Annotated in this window: 17 protein-coding genes; 5 read left to right on the top strand and 12 right to left on the bottom strand. The window is 59.9% G+C overall.

Annotation, left to right across the window (positions count from 1 at the left end):
- Positions 1-79 precede the first annotated feature (79 nt).
- The 5 genes from GPJ75_RS23895 to GPJ75_RS23875 form a co-directional block, all read right to left on the bottom strand.
- Complete coding sequence (locus GPJ75_RS23895) at positions 80-3,745, bottom strand: calcium-binding protein (RefSeq protein ID WP_163272107.1); 3,666 nt, start codon at positions 3,743-3,745, stop codon at positions 80-82.
- A 628-nt stretch (positions 3,746-4,373) separates the two neighbouring features.
- The gene (locus GPJ75_RS23890) at positions 4,374-5,345 is read right to left on the bottom strand and encodes a TRAP transporter substrate-binding protein (RefSeq protein WP_163272105.1); all 972 of its coding nucleotides are present in this window, start codon (positions 5,343-5,345) and stop codon (positions 4,374-4,376) included.
- A 65-nt stretch (positions 5,346-5,410) separates the two neighbouring features.
- Positions 5,411-6,688, bottom strand: a complete 1,278-nt coding sequence (locus tag GPJ75_RS23885) for a TRAP transporter large permease (protein WP_163272103.1) — start codon at positions 6,686-6,688, stop codon at positions 5,411-5,413.
- 4 nt (positions 6,689-6,692) lie between these two features.
- The gene (locus GPJ75_RS23880; RefSeq protein ID WP_163272101.1) at positions 6,693-7,181 is read right to left on the bottom strand and encodes a TRAP transporter small permease; all 489 of its coding nucleotides are present in this window, start codon (positions 7,179-7,181) and stop codon (positions 6,693-6,695) included.
- Between the two features lie 26 nt (positions 7,182-7,207).
- Positions 7,208-8,614: an FAD-binding oxidoreductase gene (locus tag GPJ75_RS23875; protein WP_163272099.1), complete on the bottom strand. Its 1,407-nt coding sequence runs from the start codon at positions 8,612-8,614 to the stop codon at positions 7,208-7,210.
- Between the two features lie 378 nt (positions 8,615-8,992).
- Between GPJ75_RS23875 and GPJ75_RS23870 the strand changes: the two genes are divergently transcribed.
- The 5 genes from GPJ75_RS23870 (at position 8,993) to GPJ75_RS23850 (ending at position 13,808) form a co-directional block, all read left to right on the top strand.
- Positions 8,993-10,141 (top strand): mandelate racemase family protein, encoded by a 1,149-nt coding sequence (locus GPJ75_RS23870; protein WP_163272097.1) that lies wholly within the window; start codon positions 8,993-8,995, stop codon positions 10,139-10,141.
- A 158-nt stretch (positions 10,142-10,299) separates the two neighbouring features.
- On the top strand, positions 10,300-11,316 hold the full coding sequence (locus GPJ75_RS23865; protein ID WP_163272095.1) for an ABC transporter permease: 1,017 nt from the start codon (positions 10,300-10,302) through the stop codon (positions 11,314-11,316).
- Positions 11,313-12,200: an ABC transporter permease gene (locus GPJ75_RS23860; RefSeq protein WP_163272093.1), complete on the top strand. Its 888-nt coding sequence runs from the start codon at positions 11,313-11,315 to the stop codon at positions 12,198-12,200. The genes GPJ75_RS23865 and GPJ75_RS23860 overlap by 4 nt, the downstream gene beginning before the upstream one ends.
- 4 nt (positions 12,201-12,204) lie before the next feature.
- Positions 12,205-13,053: an ABC transporter ATP-binding protein gene (locus GPJ75_RS23855; RefSeq protein ID WP_163272091.1), complete on the top strand. Its 849-nt coding sequence runs from the start codon at positions 12,205-12,207 to the stop codon at positions 13,051-13,053.
- On the top strand, positions 13,050-13,808 hold the full coding sequence (locus tag GPJ75_RS23850) for an ABC transporter ATP-binding protein (RefSeq protein ID WP_163272089.1): 759 nt from the start codon (positions 13,050-13,052) through the stop codon (positions 13,806-13,808). Before GPJ75_RS23855 ends, GPJ75_RS23850 begins: the two co-directional genes overlap by 4 nt.
- 189 nt (positions 13,809-13,997) lie before the next feature.
- Here the strand turns inward: GPJ75_RS23850 and GPJ75_RS23845 are convergent, their stop codons facing one another.
- The 7 genes from GPJ75_RS23845 to GPJ75_RS23815 all read right to left on the bottom strand — a co-directional run.
- Positions 13,998-15,596, bottom strand: a complete 1,599-nt coding sequence (locus GPJ75_RS23845; RefSeq protein WP_163272087.1) for an ABC transporter substrate-binding protein — start codon at positions 15,594-15,596, stop codon at positions 13,998-14,000.
- Between the two features lie 85 nt (positions 15,597-15,681).
- On the bottom strand, positions 15,682-16,320 hold the full coding sequence (locus GPJ75_RS23840; protein WP_163272196.1) for an SGNH/GDSL hydrolase family protein: 639 nt from the start codon (positions 16,318-16,320) through the stop codon (positions 15,682-15,684).
- A 125-nt stretch (positions 16,321-16,445) separates the two neighbouring features.
- Positions 16,446-16,760 (bottom strand): cupin domain-containing protein, encoded by a 315-nt coding sequence (locus GPJ75_RS23835; RefSeq protein ID WP_163272085.1) that lies wholly within the window; start codon positions 16,758-16,760, stop codon positions 16,446-16,448.
- Between the two features lie 132 nt (positions 16,761-16,892).
- Entirely contained in the window at positions 16,893-17,642 is a 750-nt protein-coding gene (locus tag GPJ75_RS23830; RefSeq protein ID WP_163272083.1) for a FadR/GntR family transcriptional regulator, read from the bottom strand.
- Between the two features lie 44 nt (positions 17,643-17,686).
- Positions 17,687-18,439 (bottom strand): FadR/GntR family transcriptional regulator, encoded by a 753-nt coding sequence (locus tag GPJ75_RS23825; protein WP_163272081.1) that lies wholly within the window; start codon positions 18,437-18,439, stop codon positions 17,687-17,689.
- A gap of 103 nt (positions 18,440-18,542) precedes the next feature.
- Positions 18,543-19,583 carry a dienelactone hydrolase family protein gene (locus tag GPJ75_RS23820; RefSeq protein ID WP_205602627.1) on the bottom strand — a complete coding sequence of 347 codons (1,041 nt, stop codon included), beginning with the start codon at positions 19,581-19,583 and terminating at the stop codon, positions 18,543-18,545.
- A gap of 252 nt (positions 19,584-19,835) precedes the next feature.
- The coding region (locus tag GPJ75_RS23815; protein ID WP_163272077.1) for a helix-turn-helix domain-containing protein at positions 19,836-20,179 on the bottom strand (344 nt) is incomplete at its 5' end.

Below are 20,179 nucleotides of genomic sequence, written 5' to 3'. Positions count from 1 at the left end.
ACACGCGGGCAACCTGGAAGGGTACACCCGGACGCCGCCAAGCGCCGAAGCGCAAAGGCCGTCCGGGTGTGACCGTCATTCAGGCTGCCGGGATGGCGATCGACTGCGGCATATTCCCCGCAGTATTCACGGGCAGCGCCGCAGCCGCTGAAAAATCGGCGTTCATCTCCATGAGCGCCAAGGATGTCATAAGCTGGTCGGTCCGCGCCTTCCAGATCGCCATCGGAACATATTCGTCGGCCGGCGACTGTTCGCAAGGCGCCTTCTTGGCGTAGTTCTCGTTCAGGTCGTCCGGTCCGTATTCCGTAGGCGTGCGAAGCGTGACGGGCGGAACGCCGGCATCGATGTCGGCGAAATAGTCCTTCAATATCACCGTTAGTGCGCTGCCACCCTGGGACTCCGGCGCTACCCCGTTTATCGCGAGAGAGTCGTCTATACGCGTGAAGTTTTCCAGCTTCACATCGAACGGCAGGTTGACGGTCAGCGAGCTGCCGGCAGCGCGTGAAAAGGAAACGATCTTCTGGCCGGAGGCTTTCCGGCCGAACGCAATCGTGTCGACGCCGGTTCCCGGGGTGATCAAATCGTCGCCACCGGTATCGGAGATCACGTCGTCGCCATCGCCGCCGATAAGGTAGTCGTCACCGTCGCTGCCGACGATCGTGTCATTGCCTTTTCCGCCGTCCAGATAGTCACCGAACATTGCTCCAGCTTCGGAATAGGCGGTTGCCGTCAGTTTATCGTCAAGGTCACCGCCTATCGCTTCCACGCAAGCTTGCGGCGCGATGTATTCGTTGGGCGAGTTTACCTTTCCATACCATATATGCCTACCCTCTCCGAAGGTGCCTTCGTCCGAAAGGTAGGGGTCGCCTTCCTTGTCCAGTCCCATCTCGAAGTGGGCACCGCCGGCGTCAACCAGTGTGATATGGCAGTGTTCTTCGCCAAGCATATAATTCTGCAGACGGAAACTCGCCGGATTGTCCACGCCGCTACGCACGTCGTGGACGATGACATCGTTCCCGTCCCGTTGCAGATCGATGTATTGCCGGCTGATCGGGGAGCGCAGATAGGAGCGAGCGGAATCAGCCGTCCCGCTGCCGGCTGGAGGCTGGGTCTGTTCAGCCGTGTCTTCCTCGGCGGCATCTTCCGGGGGCGCGGGAATCAGTTCGAAGACGCCTCCGGTGCTGTCCGCCAGGTTGTCTTCGCTCGGCAGGGCGCCATCGCCAAAGCCGCCGTAGAGGAAATCGGACAGCTCGTCGCCCTCGAAGTAGAAATTGAACTTGTCCAGCAACGTATGTATGCGATCGCCGCTGCCGGCTCCTTCTATACGCAATTGCTTGCGCGGACCGGAATCCGTTTGGATTTCCGTGAAGTGAACCGTGAGTTCGTCAAGTTTGGTGCCTTCCGGAATGGTGCGGTCGTTCATTGGAAGATAGAGGATTTTCGCGCCGCCATCGAAACCGCCGCCTGTGGGGATCACCTCTGGCCACAGGGGCTCGATCAGAAACCCATCTCTCGTCTGGAAGGTGAACGCGCTCTGGAGGCGCTTTGTGCCGTCCGCGTTATCCGCATACACATCCTTCAAGCGCAGACTGGTTGACGAGCCGTCGTCATTCGCCAGCTTGATAACAACATCGTTGCCGTCCAGTTCGGGGCGTCCCACCTCGCCAAGCGAGAAGTCGAGATGAAGGGTGTTGCTCTCCTCCTCTTCGTCCGCATCCTCGATCGTGACGGTTGCATTCGTGGGCGCGCTCTGGGCGGATTTGCGCCCTAGATGGTATTCATCGCTGCCGGTTCCACCTTTTGCCAAAACGCCATCATCGGCAGAGAAATGCAAAACATCATCGCCGCCTAGACCTTCAAGCGTATCGCGACCACCCCCGCTGTTCAGCTCATTCGCCGCTTCGTTGCCGATGACGTGATCGTCGCTTACCCCACCGATGACCGCGTTTTCGATACCCTTTAGATCTGCGACGAGCTTACCGTCCGCGCGGTACTTCAACTTGCCATTCTCGCGATCAAGATTGATATCGATGCCGCCAGCCTTGGCAGGGAGCGAATTTATTTCGATCCAATCCGCGCCTTCACCGCCATCGAAACTGCTGGGTTTATCCGGGGCCGGCGTGCCATCCAGCACAAAATGATCCTTCACCATTCCGCCGGTGAAATATTTCGTGCCGCTTTCAACCTCAAACCAATTCTGGCGGAGTTTGTGACCCCGGGCCCAATCCGTGCCACCGCCCAATTCAAATCTGGTGATCCCAGTCGGATCGAACTCGGCGAAGCTTTCACCTTTTACGATGTGCCTATTGGTCGGTACTTGCACGGTGTCCTGGGTTCTAACTGGCATGGCAATGAGAGTGGAATCCTGATTGCGTTTGTTCCACTCTGCCGCGCTCGCAAGAGCTTCTTCCTCCGAAATGCCTGTTTTTAGTTTATCTAAAGGAAGAATGGTGATGCCAAGTTCTCCTAAACCTTTCACGGAACGATAAACATTCCAAATATAGGCAGATTCGTATTCTACCTCAGCACCCAGAGATTTGGCAGTGTCAACGGTATCCTTCCAGGAATCCTTGTCATATAAATCATAATAGTCGGACTTATCGTTGGATGATGAGAAATGAAATATGGGATCATCCTTTTCAGCCAAGAAAACTAAATTTTCACCTCCTCTTTGGATATTGAGCTTATCTACTTCAGCGTTTGCCTTCTCTTGGCTATATCCACTATAAAGTACATTGGATACTCTAATAATATGTGAAATTTTAACTTCTACGACATTATAAACATCCTCCTTTGTCATGGATATATCTTGTCCGCTATAGGTGATTTCATTTACGCCGCTTCCAAGAAGCTCTTTCAGGCGCTTTTCGTTTTTTGCCCTCAGATCCTGATCGAGCTCGGCGCGATAGGCCGCTTGCGCCTTTGCCTGAAGAACTGCCTCCTGCAGGTCCGAATCCATGCGTCCGCCGAACAGCATTTTGAGGACGTTCAGGACGTAACGTCCGGCGGGGACGTCCATTACCTTTTCGGCAAGCTTGATATCCTGATACGCGGAATATGCCTGGTTGAAGGCGAACAAGCCAAGGGCAACGATCCCGGTCACCACGCCGATCGGTGTGGCAAGGCTGGCGCCGAGCAGGGCTCCCGCCGCCAGCCCCCCTGCGCCGATCAAGCCGGACGTCAGGGAGACCCAGTACGACGTAAGCTTCTTCTCTCGCTCCACCGGATCCTGTGAATGCAACCCCTCATCAAGGCTTTTGAACGCGAAATAGAAGTCGGCAAGGAATCCGAATACGCTGAAGAAGCCCTTTGCGGCCTTTGCAATACCCAAGCCTATCTTTGCAACCGAGCCTCCCATTTTTGAAGCGATTGTTGCCGTCGTAGAAGCTGCGCCTTCCACCTTCTGGCTCAGATTTTTGATGATATTGCTGAGGTGGTTGGTTGATTCCACGCCATCGGAGATATAGTTCGCAGTAAGGGCGGTTGAAGCTGCGCCGATCCCCAATATTGCGCCGTATTCCGCGACGTTCCTGCCTGCAGCGGAGCGCTGCTCTGGCGTCAGATCGCTGTCAAAGAGCCGCTTGGCCGATAGAAACGTGTAGAATCCTCCTCGGAGATTACCGAAAACGCGTAGACCGATACCTATCCTATTAAAGGCCTTGCTTCCCGAGGGTGATCCTGCTGCGGGTGTGTCCGCTGTTGATGCAATTTGTCCTGGAAGAGTTTCGTTTGTCGCATCATTCATGATATGCATCCTCCAATAAATTAAGCTGAAAAAGAATTGAGGAGACGGCTATCTCCGCTCCGAATTCAGATTTAAAATACCCATAGGATACGGCACCAACCTCAATGCACTATTATAATTATTATTATATATAACTATATTTACTGACTTATAATTTGCAATACTCCCACACTGGGAAAGTTTATCAAGTAAATTTTGCAATAGTTATTTATCATGCATACCGGAGCCGTTAAATATTTCCGGTAATCGGCAAGCTTGCCGGGCATGTATCCTATAGCCGTCTCCATTTCCTGCATATCTATGGCACGGATACCTGGACCTGCCTTCAACCCTGGACCGCGCCGGGATTACGGGAGGCTCCAACTCATCGCTCTTGTGGGGCACCACACTGCGCGAGGCGATCAACGTCTCGATGCCTCAAAGGTACGAGCAGATGGATGTCTATTCGATTATGGGCAGGCTCACTCAAGGCACCGATCTATGAGCCACGACGCGGCTGCTTATCGCGTTTTGAAGTTCCTGCCGTGATATGGAAATCACGGAATCTTCGTTTGTTCACACGGCGTTCGTGCCGCAAATCGGAGCTTGCCCGCGCCGCAAGTCGGAGACGCGGCGCGGGTCGAAGCGGCTACTGGTTGTTTACTGCGTTCATCAGTGAATCGACGAGGTCGTCGCCGATGTTCTCGCGCACCATGTCGGCCACCGGTGCGGTCTTTTCGCGGAAGGCTGCCAATTGCTCTTCCGAAAGGTCTATCACCTTGAGTTTCTCCTCGATCTGCGCACGCTGCTGTGACGTCATTTCATCCTGCAACGCCCACTGAAACGCCTCGGCCTCATCCAAGACCTCATCGATCGCATTCTGCAAATCGCCCGGCAGGCTGTCGTACCACTCCTTGTTGATCAGGTTCACATTGGCCAGAAGGATGTGGTTCGTATTGGTGAGATATTGTTGAACCTCATAGAAGCGCTGCGAGAGAATATGGCCGTAGGGGTTTTCCTGTCCGTCGACGACGCCCTGCTGAAGCGCGCCGTAAAGCTCAGGGAACGATATCGGCGTTGGTGCGCCGCCCAGACTCTTCCAGATTGTCACGTGGTATGGGTTCTCCATCACGCGGATGCGCAGTCCCTCCTGTTCGATGTCTTCGGGCGATTGCACAGCGACATTCGAGGTTGTCAGGTTGCGGAAGCCGGCATTGTAGAAGCCGCCGAACTTCAGATTTTTCTCAGCCAGAACTCCTTCGATTTCCCCGGTGAAGTCGCTGTCATTGAGGATGGCGCGCAGCTTGGTCGTGTCGGACGGAAAGACGTAAGGGATGTCGAACACGGCGAATTCCGGGACGAATTGTACGGCGCCTGAGGTCGAGACCGGCACAAATTGAACGTCGCCCAGAAGCAGCGACTCCATCAATTCGCGGTCGCCGCCTAGCGCGCCACCAGCTTGATGCTGCACGTCGATGCGTCCGCCGCTTTTCTCTTCGATATCGGCTTCGATCTTCTCGAAGGCCTTGTAGAGCGGATGAGCCGTATCGGAGAGCGTATGGGCAAGGATCATGGTGTATTCGGCGGCCATGGCCGGCATGGCTGCCAGAAAGCCGGCCACAGATGTGGCGGACACCAGGATTGAAAGTCGTTTCATGGGATTCCTCCTTTTATATAGGGCGCGGTTCAGCGCGCCAGTGACGGCAACCACAAGGTCAGTTCGGGAACGTAGGTGACTGCCGTAAGGCCGATGAGAAGAAGCAGGAGCGGCGCAACCAGCCCCTTGCAGATTTCCACGACGCTCAGCTTTGTGATTCCGCTGGCGATGTAGATGTTGACGCCGACTGGCGGTGTGACGAAGCCGATTGCCAGATTGACCACCATGATCAGGCCGAAATGAATGGGATCGACACCATAGGGCGCGACAATCGGCAGGAAGATGGGGGTCAGAACGATGATAGCCGCCAGCGTTTCCATCACCATGCCGACGCCCAGAAGAATGAGATTGATGAGCAACAGCAGGATTAGTTTGTCGTCGACAATGCCGCCGATGAAGCCGCCCAGCATGGTCGGCACTTGAAGCAGTGTGAGAACGCGTCCGAGCGCCGCTCCGGTGCCAGCGATGATAAGAATGGGCGCGATGGTCAGCGCCGTCGAGGGCAGGGTCGCTATCAGTTGCCTGATGGTCAATTCACGGAAGACGAAGACCGAGACAACGGCGCCATAGACAACGGAGATGGCGGCCGCCTCAGTCGGCGTGAAGGCGCCGGTGTAGATGCCGCCAAGGACGAAGACCGGCGCTACCAGCGCCCAGAAGCTTTCCCGCAGCGCCTTGAGGAGGGGTACCTTGCCTGCCTCGGTGGTGATCGCGTCCTGGTTTTTGTGGCCGTACCAGAACGCATACAGCATCAATAGGCTGCCTATGACGAGGGCCGGGACAATGCCGCCGACGAACAGGTCGCTCACCGATGCGCTGGCCGACATGCCGTAGATGATCATGGGAATGCTGGGCGGCACGATCACGCCGAGCGTGCCAGCTGCGGTAATCAAGGCAGTGGAAAAGCGCAGATCATATCCGCGCCCAACGAGCAGCGGGATAGCCATGGAGCCGATCGCCGCGACTGTGGCGGGCGAGGAGCCGGAAATCGCGCCGAACAGCATGCAGGCTGCCACACTCGACATGGCGAGGCCGCCCCGGAAATGACCGAGCACAGCGTCGGCGAAATTGAACAGGCGGCGGGCAATACCCCCTTGAGTCATGATGTCGCCTGCCAGGATGAAGAGCGGCACCGCGAGAAGCGGAAAAGAGTCGAGCGCGGTGACGATGGAGCGCACCACCTGACCCGAGTTGACCGGCGCACCCAGCCAGCCCGGCAGGTATGCGGCAAAGCCGAGCGAGAACGCTACCGGCACGGTGATCGATAGGAGGATGAGAAAGAAGGCGAGCGCGGAGACGGCGTACATGGGCTCACTCCGCTTCCGAACGGCCGGCGGGCCGCATCAGCCAAAGGGCTTGGAGTGTACGCAGTGAGGCGAGGCCGAGACCAACCGGCACGGCGGCGTAGATGAGCCACATCTGAATGCCGAGGCCGGGCGACGCCTGGCCGATCATGCGGATGCGCATCACCAGCGATAAGCTGTAGTAGGTTGTAAGGGCGAAAAAGGCGATGGCGCCAAGGTGCGCAAGAATCGTGAAGAAGCGCTGTGAGCGAGCGCCGAACAGGACGGGAAGCAGATCAACGGAGATGTTGCGCGCCTCGCGCACCGCCAGGCTGACACCGATGAAGGTGCACCAGATAAGCAGATAGCGGGCCAGTTCCTCCGACCAGACGACGGGCGAGCGCAGCGCGTAGCGCATGACGACCTGGGTCGCCAGCACGATCACCAGCACACCCAGGATGCCGGCGACGAGATAGCGCTCGGTGTTTTTTTCCAGGAACGTCCAGATGGCTCGCATATCTCCTCCCCTCGCCATACTCGGATCTATTGGATGTCCAAGATCTTGCCGGGATTGAGCATGCCGGTGGGATCAAGGGCCCTCTTGACACGTCGCATCAGCTCAAGCTCCTCCGGCGTTCGCGAAACGTGCAGATAAGGCTTCTTGGTGAGGCCGATCCCATGCTCGGCCGAGATCGTGCCGCCGAAATCGCGCACCAGGCCATAAACAATCCGGTTCATCTCCTCCGAAGCCAGCCTCTCCGCGCCCGGCACGCAGGAGACAATATGCATGTTGCCGTCGCCGATATGGCCGTAGAAGAGCGCGATGCAGCCAGGCAGCGCTTTGGCAAGCTGCGCGCGGCAGCGGCTGGCATAGGCGTCCATATCCTTGACCGGCAGGCCGATGTCGTAAGCCATGTGGTTGCCAAGCACGAGCTTGAAGTCGGCCGCCGCGTCGCGCGTCCTCCAGAAGGCTTCCACGTCGGACATGGACTGCGAAATCGCCGCGTCGGCGATAGAGCCGGCCTCGAATTCCTCCTCCATGAAGGCTTCAAAGCGCTGCCCGTCGAGCCTCTCGTCCGTTCCCTGAGATTCGACCAGCACATAAAAGGTGTGCTTTCCGGAAAGCGGATCACGCACATTGGGCACCTTGCCGGTGGCGATCTCCCAATAGTCGGGCCACATGACTTCGAAGGCCGACAAGGTCGGACCGAGCTTCCGCCGTGCGCCTGAAAGCAGCCGCAGCACCGCATCGTAGTCAGGTAGGCCGCACAGCGCGGCGAAGGTGCAGGCGGGTTTGGGGAAAAGCCGAAGGACTAGCTTGGTGATGACGCCGAGCGTGCCTTCTGAACCGATGAAAAGCTGGCGCAGATCGTAGCCGGAATTGTTTTTCAGCATCTTGTTGGGATTGGAGACGATGGTGCCGTCAGGCAAGACCACCTCCATGCCCAGCACCATGTCGCGCGCCATCCCGTAGCGGATCACGCGATTGCCCCCGGCATTGGTGGAGACATTGCCCCCGATAGCGCAGGAGCCACGCGCGCCAAGGTCGAGCGCGAAATAGAAACCGGACTCGTCCGCCGCAGCTTGTACATTCTGCAAGGGTGTGCCTGCCCACACGGTTATGGTCGCAGAAGCCGGATCGATCTCGACAATACCGTTCATGCGCTCCATCGACAGCGCGACGCAGCCTTCTACCGGCCTTGCACCGCCACTCAACCCCGTGAGCCCGCCCTGGGGTACGACGGGGATGCCGCGCGCGTGACAGATATTCATGGCAACTGAGACTTCTTCAGTGGTCCGCGGGCGCAACAGAACGGCTGGCTTGCTGGCGCTCAAGGAGCTCCAGTCGTTCCAGTAGCGTTCTGGGATCTCGTCGCCCACGAGCACTGACCCAGGCTCAAGAGCGGCAGCTAGTTCTTCCTCTGCCGTCTGAAAAATCGGCTCGGACATGCCGCCGCGTTTCCCTGAATTTGTGGATCATACCCTTTGAATTTGGGTAAGCTACTTATCTGAAATACTAGTGTCAACACACTAACATGTTAATCCCTCGTCGCACGACTGCGGGAGCCCGCTCCCGGGAGAAGTTTCAAATCAGAGCCGCGTTCGGACGCGAACCGGGCGATGCCTAAGGGAGCGGGCTGTTAATCCCTGATCTGCCGACCAGTCTGTTAGCATTCCCAAACTTATCATACGAATTATTGACCCGCGCCTTCAATTGCCATACAGCATGGCCGAGGAAGAGCGTATCCTCAAGGACCTCATCGACGCCAACGCCTGAGATGCGATGGCCTCCAGCCTGTCGGCGGCGTGTGAAGAAGGACGAAGCGCGTGATCATTACTGATGTCGTTGTCCGGGTCTTTAAGACTACCACCCGGCGTCATTCCGACAGCGCCGGCCATGCTCACCCGGGGCCGGCCCATCAGGTCGAACAGGCCATGTTGACCGTCCGCACCGAGGACGGGCATGAAGGCCACTCCTTTACCGCCCCCGAGATCGTGCGTCCGCACGTCATCGAGAAATTCGTCAAGAAGGTGCTGCTCGGGCAGGATCACCGCGACCGCGAGAGGCTCTGGCAGGAGCTGGCCCACTGGCAGCGGGGCTCGGCCGCGCAACTGACCGACCGCACGCTGGCCGTCGTCGACTGTGCGCTGTGGGACCTCGCCGGTCGTACGCTCAATACCCCGGTCTACAAGCTGATTGGCGCCTACCGCGACAAGGTGCTGGCCTATGGGTCGATCATGTGCGGCGACGAGCTCGAAGGGGGGCTTGCCACGCCCGAGGATTACGGCCGCTTCGCGGAGAAGCTGGTCGAGCGCGGCTACAAGGGGATCAAGCTGCACACCTGGATGCCCCCGGTGAGCTGGGCGCCCGACGTGAAGATGGACCTCAAGGCCTGTGCGGCGGTGCGTGAGGCGGTGGGGCCCGACATCCGGCTGATGATCGACGCCTTCCACTGGTATTCCCGCACGGATGCGCTCACGCTCGGCAGGGGCTTGGAGAAGCTGGGCTTCGACTGGATCGAGGAGCCGATGGACGAGCAGTCCATGTCCTCCTACAAGTGGCTGGCGGACAATCTCGACATCCCCGTCGTCGGCCCGGAAAGCGCTGCCGGAAAGCACTGGAACCGTGCCGAATGGGTCAAGGAGGGCGCCTGCGACATCCTCAGAACCGGCGTGAACGACGTGGGCGGCATCACACCTGCACTCAAGACGATGCGTCTGGCCGAATGTTTCGGGATGGCATGTGAGGTGCACGGCAACACAGCGATGAACTTGCACGTCGTTGCCGCCTCCAAAAACTGCCGCTGGTACGAGCGCGGGCTCCTGCATCCGTTCCTCGAATACGATGACGGGTTCGACTACTTGAAATCGCTGTCCGACCCGATGGACAAGGACGGCTACGTCTACGTGCCCGACCGCCCGGGGCTGGGTGAGGACATCGACTTCGCCGTCATCGAGAACAATCGGGTTCGCTGAGCGGGAGCGCCTGCCGGCGGACCGCCGGGCGTTCGAGGTCTCGAGTAAGGAGCCGATCGGCGTGCTTGACAGGTTTATGTCTATATGACAAGTCGTCCAGACATGTCGGACAGCATTTGCCGCACCTGTTCAGCGCCCGGTTGCGTGAGGGAGGAGAGATGACGACGTATCGGCTGAACGGCTTTATGCGTCAGGCAATCACGATCCTGGTGACGTTGCTCGGCCTTTTGCTGCTGACTTTCGTGATCGGCCGCATGATGCCCGCCGATCCGGTGCGCGCCATCGTCGGTGAAGACGCAACCCGCGAGACCTATGAACAAGTGTTCCGGCAGCTTGGCCTCGACCGGCCGCTCTGGGAGCAGTTCCTCTTCTATCTCCGCGACGTTTTGACGGGCGATTTCGGAACCTCCATCCGCACCGGCCGCCCGGTCATCGAGGACATCCTGCATGTCCTTCCCGCCACCATCGAGCTCGCCACCTTCGCCATCGTGATCGGCGCGGGGCTCGGCGTGCCGCTGGGCGTGCTCGCGGCGGTCAAGAAGGACCGTTGGCAAGATCACCTGGTGCGGGTCTTCAGCCTGATGGGGCATTCCATGCCGATCTTCTGGACCGGCATGATCGCCCTCATCATTCTCTACGCCAAGCTCGGCTGGGTTGGCGGCAGCGGCCGGATGAGCCAGTTCTACATTGGCATGGTGCCTGAAAAGACAGGCTTTCTCCTGATCGACAGCGCGCTGGCCGGACAATGGGACATCTTCCGCTCCGCGATCAACCACCTGATTCTGCCGGCCTCGCTGCTTGGCTATTCCTCCTCCGCCTACATCACCCGCATGACGCGGAGCTTCATGCTCGACCAGATCAACCAGGAATATATCACCACCGCGAGGGTCAAAGGCCTGTCCAACGCGCAGACGATCTGGCGCCACGCCTTCGGCAACATCCGCGTGCAACTCGTGACGATCGTGGCGCTGGCCTACGGCTCGCTTCTCGAAGGCGCTGTGCTGATCGAGACGGTCTTTGCCTGGCCCGGCTTCGGACAATACCTGACGAACAACCTTATCATCGGCGACATGAACGCAGTGATGACCTGCGTGCTGATCGTCGGCATCATCTTCATCGCGCTGAACCTGATCTCAGACATCCTCTACCGCATCTTCGACCCGAGGACCCGATGAGTGAGATACCGCAAGCCCGGTCGCGCGCGTCTGCAGCGTTCCGCCCGGCGATCAACATCGTGCGCTTCCTTTGGGGCAGCCCGCCCTCGGCCTTCGGACTGGTCGTTCTGACGCTGCTCATTCTGGTGGCGCTCATTGCACCGATCATTGCAACGCACGATCCTTATGTGCAGAATCTCGGCAATACGCTCCAGGCGCCAGGCGGCGAGCATCTTTTCGGCACCGACGAACTCGGCCGCGACATCTTCAGCCGCCTCGTGTACGGCTCGCGCATCACGCTGACCATCATCTTCCTCGTCTCGGTAATCGTGGGACCGATTGGGCTACTGGTCGGCACGACGTCCGGCTATTTCGGCGGGCGGTTCGACACGGTGATGATGCGGATCACCGACATCTTTCTGTCCTTCCCCTCGCTCATCCTGTCGTTGGCCTTCGTTGCGGCACTGGGGCCGAGCCTCAACAACGCCATCATCGCCATCGCGCTCACCGCCTGGCCGCCCATAGCGCGGCTCGCCCGCGCCGAGACGATGACCTTCCGCCAGGCCGATTATATCGCTGCGGCGCGGCTTCAAGGGGCGTCGCCAGCGCGCATCATCTGGCGCTCCATCGTGCCAATGTGCCTGCCCTCCGTGCTGATCCGGCTCACGCTCAACATGGCGACCGTGATCCTGACCGCCGCGGGGCTGGGATTTCTCGGGCTTGGCGCGCAGCCGCCACTGCCCGAATGGGGCGCGATGATCGCCACCGGGCGGCGATACATGATTGACAGCTGGTGGCTCGTCACCTTTCCCGGCCTTGCCATCCTCGCCGTCAGCCTTGCCTTCAACCTTCTGGGCGACGGTCTGCGCGATGCGCTGGACCCGAAGCAGATGAACCGAAGGTGAAGAGATGAGCGCGACCTCCATCCTCGACGTAAGGAACCTTTCAGTCCGGTACAATGGCACCACCTGCGATGCGGTGAAGGACGTGTCGTTCACGCTCGGCCGCGAGCGGCTGGGCATCGTCGGGGAAAGTGGTTCCGGCAAGTCCACGATCGGACGCGCGCTCCTGAAACTCCTGCCCACGGCGAAGGTCATAGCCGACAAGATGCGCTTCGAGGAGTTGGACCTCCTGTCCCTTTCGGAGAGGCAGATGCTCGATGTGCGTGGAAAGCGGATGTCGATGATCCTGCAGGACCCCAAGTTCTCGCTGAACCCGATCCAGCGGGTGGGCCACCAGGTGGCCGAGGCCTACCGGCGTCACTTCAGATGCACCAAGGCCGAAGCACGCGAGAAGGCGCTCGCCATGCTCGATGCGGTGAAGATCAACGATCCCATGCGTGTCTACGACCTCTATCCGCACGAGATCTCCGGCGGCATGGGCCAGCGCTTCATGATCGCCATGATGCTGCTTGCCGATCCCGACCTCGTCATCGCCGACGAACCGACCTCGGCGCTCGACGTAACCGTGCGGCTGCAGGTACTCGATATCCTCGACGGGCTTGTGCGCGAGCGCGGCATTGGGCTGATCATGATCAGCCACGACTTAAATCTCGTGCGCAATTTCTGTGACCGCGTGCTGATCATGTATTCCGGGCACATGGTCGAAAGCCTGGCAGCGCGCGAACTCGACAACGCCCGGCATCCCTATACCCGAGGTCTGTTGGCGGCGCAGCCGCGGATCGGCGGTTCCCGGAAGCCGCTTGCCGTGCTCGACCGGAAAGACGACTGGATCAACGCCGTGGAGCCGACGGCATGAAGCGCGTGGATATCAGAAACCTCTCGATCACCTTCGGGACCGGGCCTGCCGCGGCCAGGGTCTTGCCGGACGTGTCATTCTCGGTCGAGGCGGGAGAATGCTTCGGCCTCGTGGGCGAGAGCGGCTCGGGCAAGTCCACCGTGCTGCGATGCATCTCCATGCTCACCGACATCTGGAGCGGTAAGGTCACCATCGGCGGGACGAACGTGCGCGATCTCGCCCCCCTTGCCCGGTCTCGCGAGATCCAGATGGTGTTCCAGGATCCCTACGGCTCGCTCCATCCCCGGCAGTCGGTGCGCACCGTCCTTTCCGAGCCCTTGAAAATCCACAAGCTCGGCGACCGCGAGGCACGGATGAGCAAGGCAATCACCGATGTCGGTCTTCCCCTGTCATTCCTCGATCGGTTCCCGCATCAGCTTTCCGGCGGCCAGCGCCAACGTGTGGCCATTGCGCGAGCGCTGATCCTCGAGCCGACGGTCCTGCTGCTCGACGAACCGACCTCGGCGCTCGACGTCTCGGTCCAGGCGGAGATCCTGAACCTGCTCCAGAAGCTGCGCGAAGACCGCGGCTTCACCTACGTAATGGTGAGCCACGATCTGGCCGTAGTCGACCACATGTGCGCGCGGTTCGCCGTGATGCAACACGGCGAGGTGACGGAAATTCTGCCCCGCGAGGCCATCTCGGGCAATGGAGCCACGCATCCCTATGCCCGCGAGCTGATCGCGGCGTCGCTGGCATACGAACGCGCGCTCTGACGGCAACCCTAATTTGACCGCTAGTGGCGCTTCGATGTTCTGGCATGGTCCTCGGGGCTTGATCCGAGGGTCATGCAGAACGGTCCAGCCGGCAAAGCGGTCCTCAGGCTACTCCGCCGCCTGTCTGACGAATAAAAGAGAGCGGCCGCGTCTTTCGACGCGCCCGCTTGTCTCTTCCGTCCTGTCCGCTCAGCGGTTCTTGTTCACTTCGTCGAAGCGCGTGAGCCAGGGGTTCACGACCAGCCCCTCCACATCCGACCGGTACGCCGCAGTATCTATAACCTCGGAGAACGGCTGGATCGGCATGACGATCTCTTCCATGTGTTCCTGGATGGCCGCGTACTTCTCCTTCTGCACGTCTCCGTCGCGTTCGAGCAGCGCGTCCTCGATCATCCCGTTCAGCTTCTCGTCATAAAAGCTTGTCCGCCAGCCCTGGTAGTTCGTGAGACCTGCCTCGTCCGAATTGTCGGGGTTGTAGGCAAGCGCCCGCAGGTTGCTATCGGGGTGGGGCTGCTGCCCGCCGCCGCCACGACCGACCAGGAGTTCGAACTTGCGTTCGCGCATCGCACCATAGATCTGGTCACCCGAGCCTGTGATGATCTCGCCCTTGATTCCGGCCTGGGTTAGCGTGTTCTGTATGGCGGTTGCTGCGTTCATGAACTGCTGCTCCGAGATCACGCGGATCGTCGTCTCGAAGCCGCCCGGATAACCGGCCTCGGTCAGGAGCTGCTTTGCCTTCTCGACGTCAAGCTTGTAGCCCGGATCCGGCAGAAGGCCGAGCGCGCCCGAGCTGATAGGGCGCTGATGCAGTTCGCCATAGAAAGGCATGATCGCGCCGTTAATGCCTTCATAGTCGATCAGGTAGCGCAGCGCTTCGCGAACTTTGGGATTGGCGAAGCGCTCGTCCTTCATCGAGACGGCGAGATAGTAGAATCCCGCGCCCGGCGTGGATTCCACCTCGACATCCGGGTTCTCCGCAAGCGCCTTCAGATCTGCGGCCTGCAGCGAATAACCCACATCGATATCACCCTGTTCGAGCATCAGGCGCTGCGACTGGGACTCAGGCAGGTGGCGCAGCAGAATGCGCGTCATTGCCGGCGCATCGCCCCAATAGGCGTCGTTGCGGGTGAGGATGACGAACTCGTTCGAGTTCCACTGGGTCAGCGTGTAGGGGCCCGAACCGGCGGAATTGAGCGTGAGCCAAGCCGCGCCCATGTCGCCGTCCTTCTCGTTTTCCATGACGAGCTTGCTGTCGAGGATAGAGCCTGGCCCGTTCTGCGCCAGAAGCATCAGGATCAGCTTCGGGTCGTCAGGCTGGGGCAGGTTGAGGACAAAGGTGTGCGGATCTTCCACGACGAAATGTTTGTCTGCATTCTCCGCGGTGAAGCCGCGGCTCTTGAGGAAGGAAGCCTGCGCCAGGTTGAGCGACAGGAGCCGCTTAAGGCTCCAGGCAACGTCCTCCGCCGTCAGCGGATTGCCCGAGGCGAAGCTCACGTCCTTGCGCAGGTTGAAGTGCACGGACATATTGTCGTCGGCGATCTCCCAGCTATCCGCGATGCCCGGCTGCAGGCTGCGGTCGTCGGGATTCAGCGTGACGAGCGTGTCGTAAATGTTGTTGAGCACCTGAACCGTCTCGCGGCCGGTGATGGCGGCGGGGTCAAGCGTCAGGATGTTGTTCATAGTCATCGCGACGATGAGCTGGTCGTCGGGTGTCTCAGCCAGCGAAATTTGCGGCGCAGAGCCCAAGACGAGAGCGCAAAGCGCGACGGAAGCCAGAAAACGTCTCATGTATCCTCCCTCAATCGCACCGCATGCGGGCTCGCATGCGGTCGGATGATTTTCAAACATGTATGACAAGATGAGTCAATCTGTTTCAAACATGTCTGGCAAGAATTGCCTTAACTGGACCGACAAGTGCACCGCCGATGGCCCGTGTCGCCTCCCGATCAAGGTGAACTCCGTCCTCCGGTGAGGCCTGTGCCACCATGCCAGCGTCGAAGAAGGCACAGCCCATTTCCTGAGCAAGAGCTGCGTAAAGGCCTGAAAACGCTAGCGATTCTTCGATCCGCCGCCCACCATTGGGGGGACCGTTGCGCGATGGGGCGCAGGGCGGCGGCGCAACAATCAGGACCTCGGGAACGGCGTTAGCTGGCTTGTAGGGATAGCTCCGCACGATCTGGATCAGCCGCCGCATGCCGGCTTGCGCGCCGATGGCGACGCCGCCATGGATAGCTTTGAGGTCGTTTGTGCCCAGAAACAAGATCACGAGGTCGAGCGGCATATGGCTTCCGAGCGCCACCGGCAGTGTCTTCACCGCGTTGCGGCACGAGGGCGCCGCGTGATCGTCGAAGCAAGTGGTGCGACCGCCGAGCCCATCATGGATCACGCGCGCCGCGCCATTGAGACCGGCCTCCAGCATGCTCGGCCAAAGATCCTCATACGTGTGGCGCAAAGCAGTGACGGGGTCGGCCCCCCATGTCAGGCTGTCGCCATATGCCAGAATCTGCTTCACGTACGTCATCCCTTCACAAATGCGCGGTTCTGGCTGAGCGCAAAGGATATCCGGCGGTGTCCATCGTCTTCGCGTGTCCAGGGTGGACCGCATGGCGCGTTTTGACGGTGAGCATGGGTTTTCTTTTAGATGAAGTCATCGCGGCGCGGCGTGAAGCAGTCGATGAGCTGCCCGCTTTCCAGGCAGACACAACCGTGCTCGGCATTCGACGGAATGACGAAACTGTCGCCCGCTCCTACCTCGAATGCATCGCCGTCGATAAAGAAACGGAATCGGCCGCTTTCCACGAATGTGGACTGCACATGCGGATGAGAATGCATCGCACCTTCCGCACCCGCGTCGAAGCGAAAGGAGACCACCATCAGCTCCGGCGCCTCCGCCAGAACTCGCCTCTCAACCCCTTCCGAAGGGGAGACGACCGGAAAATTGCGTCGATTCATGTACCGTCCCTTTGTCGGCGCTGCGGCGTAGTTCTTGTATGATGTCTATTAAAATCTGTATGACACATAGGCTGCTTGTCAAGGCCATCCGCCTGAGAGCTGCCCGATGCAAATCGGGACGAGGCGTTTCCGTCAAGAGGCCGTACGCGAGCGCAGCAGCAATCGGTATCGCTGAAGACTGCCCTGCAGATGAGCCTGCATGCTCTCGGCGGCGGCCTCCGCATTGCCCTCGATTATGGCGTCGACAATAGCGGCGTGTTCTTCCTGAAGATGCTGGTTGTAATCGAGCGGGCGCTCCCCCGGCTTGCCGCCCTGCAACTCCGCGCGCGGGATGATGCCTGGGCGCACAAGCCGCAGAAACTCGGGGAAGCGGCGGTTCTGGGTCGCCTCGGCAATGGCAAGATGCAGGCAGAAGTCGGCGTCGCGGGTCGGCGCGCCCTTGGCCAGACAAGTGCCGACCTCCTCATGGGAGCGCAGGATATTCTCGATCTGCGCGGCCGACCGGCGGGTCGCCGCCAGCGCCGCCGACCGGATTTCGCAGGCGGAGCGCAGCTCAAGGAGTTCGATTACCGCGGAAACCCGCTCCACCGTCAAGTCGTTGAAGAGGGCCGCGGACCCGTCTCTTGCCAGCGCGAAAACGCCTGCGCCCTTGCGCGCCTCAACAAGTCCGTCAGACCGCAGGATCGCGATCGCCTCACGCACGACGCTGCGGCTCACGGCATGGGTGCGCGTAAGCTCGCTTTCGCTCGGAAGCCGGTCGCCCGGCTGGAAGACGCCCGCCTCGATATCCCGACGCAGCGCATTGCTGATGCGCGAAACAAGGGTTTCGGCTTTAGGCAAAACAGCTCTCGCACTATTGTCCGCAGCATCACGGATTGTCATTTTGCCCCTCGGTCATCTGAAGAAAGAGCCATCTACCGCCATCGTCAATCCACAGCATCCGGCTGGCCAGGGCTTCGCAGAAGGCTGCGATAGCGTGACTGGCTGCCCTTCAGGTGACGGAGCATTGCATTTCGGGCGCCCGCCTCGTCGCCGTCGAGGATCGCGCTGACGATTTCTTCGTGCTCCTTGTCGAGCACCTCGAGATAGCCCGTGGTCGCTGGGTCAGCTGAACTGGTGCCCAAAGCGCGGCGTGGGATGACACTGGGCCCGATCATGACAAGGAATTCGCGAAATCTCGGATTGTTCGTGGCGTCCGCGATGGCGAGGTGAAAGTCAAAATCCGCATCGGTCGTCGGCTTGCCTTCCTTCGCCAGGGCGGCGATGGTCCGGTAGCATTCCACGATGCGTTCCTCTTGGGAGGGCGATCTGCGCTGCGCTGCGAGCCCGGCCGCCTCGACCTCGACGGCGGTTCGCAATTCCAGCATTTCGATCATTGAGGAGACGCGGACGAAATCGATGTTCTGGAATGGGAGGTCGACGATTTTCGGCGCCTCTAGGACAAATACGCCCGCCCCTTGTCGCGGCTCCAGCAGGCGGTCGGCGCGGAGCGAGGCGATAGCTTCGCGCACCACGGTCCGGCTAACGGCGAATTCCTTTGTGAGCTGTGCCTCGCTCGGAAGTCGGTCGCCCGGTTTGTAGCGGCCGCCATCGATTTGTGCCTTGAGCGCATCACGTACGTTCCCGACCAGTGTTCGCCCCTTGGGCTTCATGGATGTTGCCGGCAATTGCTCACTCATCAGTTTGCCCAGAAAATCTGTCTGGGAAGTTGATGTAATTATATGATTTGCAACAAAACTCACCGCAAGGGCAAGCGCGAAACGCGCACACCGTGACGAGGCATCACGCGAACACCCTGTCGAGCCATCTGAACGCCGCCTCCTGCTGGGTGCGGGAAAAGACATGACCGCCCGGCCAGAACCGCGTCTCAAGCCGGTCGGAGGTGCCATGGGCGGCCCAGACCTCGGCAAGCTTGGCAAAGGCCTCCTCGACGGCGGCGGGCGGAAACAGGTGGTCCTCTCGGGCTCCATAGACCAGCATCGGCCTTGGCGCGGCCAGCGCTGCGACGTCCGGATAGTCGAAATACCGAACAAGCCCCGGATGTGTCATGTAGAACGCCGACTGTCCGCGGACATGATTATTGCCCGGGACCATAAGGCCCTTGCTTGTCGCCATCCAGCAGACGGCGACGGTAGCCTGCACAATGGGCGAGAGGGCGGCGAGTTGCCAGGCGCGGAAGGCACCCATGGAGAATCCAATCGCTGCGATCCGTGTCGGATCGACCTCGGACATGCTCTGCAGGAACTCGGCTGCGCGAACGTCTTCCTGCAAGACAAGGCCCGCAAGAGAGGTGCCAAGATTCAGCAGATTGCACGCAAGTGCCTGCTGTCCGTCATACCCGATCCCCTGCCGTGTGCCCCAGCCAAGCGCATCGGCGGCGAACACCACATATCCACGTTCGGCCAGCGTGTCGCCATAGAAGCGGCCGGAGAAATACCGTCGCGCCCAGTCGGACGCGGCGTCCTTGCATACGGCGCCGGACAGCGGCCGGATGCATTTTTCCTTGCCGATGTCGAATCGCGAGCCATGATCGTGAAGGCAAAGAGCCGCCGGAAAGGGACCGCGCCCACGGGGCGTTAAAAGAAGCCCCTCGATGCGGCTTTCATCGCTGGCATTGAAAGCTACGCGCGCGGCCTGATAAGTGCCGCGGTCTTCCGTTTCGAGAACTTCGGGGGCCAATTCCTTTGCTGCCGGCAGCGTCAGGATGAGCTCGCGCAGGACCGGCAGTGCCTTCTCACGCCAGCAGACTGGATCCCCGCCAACCTGGCTAAACCCGAGGCTGTGGGTAATCCCTGCCTTCAGCGCCTCGTGAAACGCAGGCAAACCATCCTCCAAAATGGCGGAACCGGATGGCTGTACCGCCGCAACGCAGGTGTCCCCGATCTTCATTCTCTCCATCTTGCTCCAACCGATACAGGCATTCGCCTCGGATCCATACTCCGCCGACGCTACAAGAATCGTTGGTAGCCAACAAATCTCCACGCGAGCGCGGAATCGCTCGAACGCCAGGAATGGCTCGCGTCACACGTCTAACAGCGCTTCCTTTGCGGTCAGATAATCCAGCAATTCATAATCCTACTCTGTCTGATCTTCTTGTGGGCTCGGAACGAGAACCTCTGCAACGTGCGGTCGTGAGGAAATGGACGTGGTCATATTCGTTCGCCGGTACTCTGACGGCGTTAGGCCCAACTCGGCCCTGAATGTGTTGATGAGATGCGAGGCATCGCAGAACCCGGTGGCATGAGCGACCTGCGTCACGGTCCGCACGGTGGTCTCCAACATCCGGCGCGTGGCATCGAGGCGCAACCGAAGCTCCGCCCGTGAAGGGGAGAGACCCAGGTCCGACTGGAATTTGCGCTCGAGTTGCCGCCGCCCGATGCCAAGACCCTGCGCCAGTTTCCCGACCGTCTCAGGGTTGC

Source organism: Chelativorans alearensis (assembly GCF_010993735.1).
Taxonomy (GTDB): Bacteria; Pseudomonadota; Alphaproteobacteria; order Rhizobiales; family Rhizobiaceae; genus Chelativorans; species Chelativorans alearense.
The sequence above is the reverse complement of the archived record's forward strand: the minus strand, read 5'-3'. Positions and strand labels throughout refer to the sequence as shown.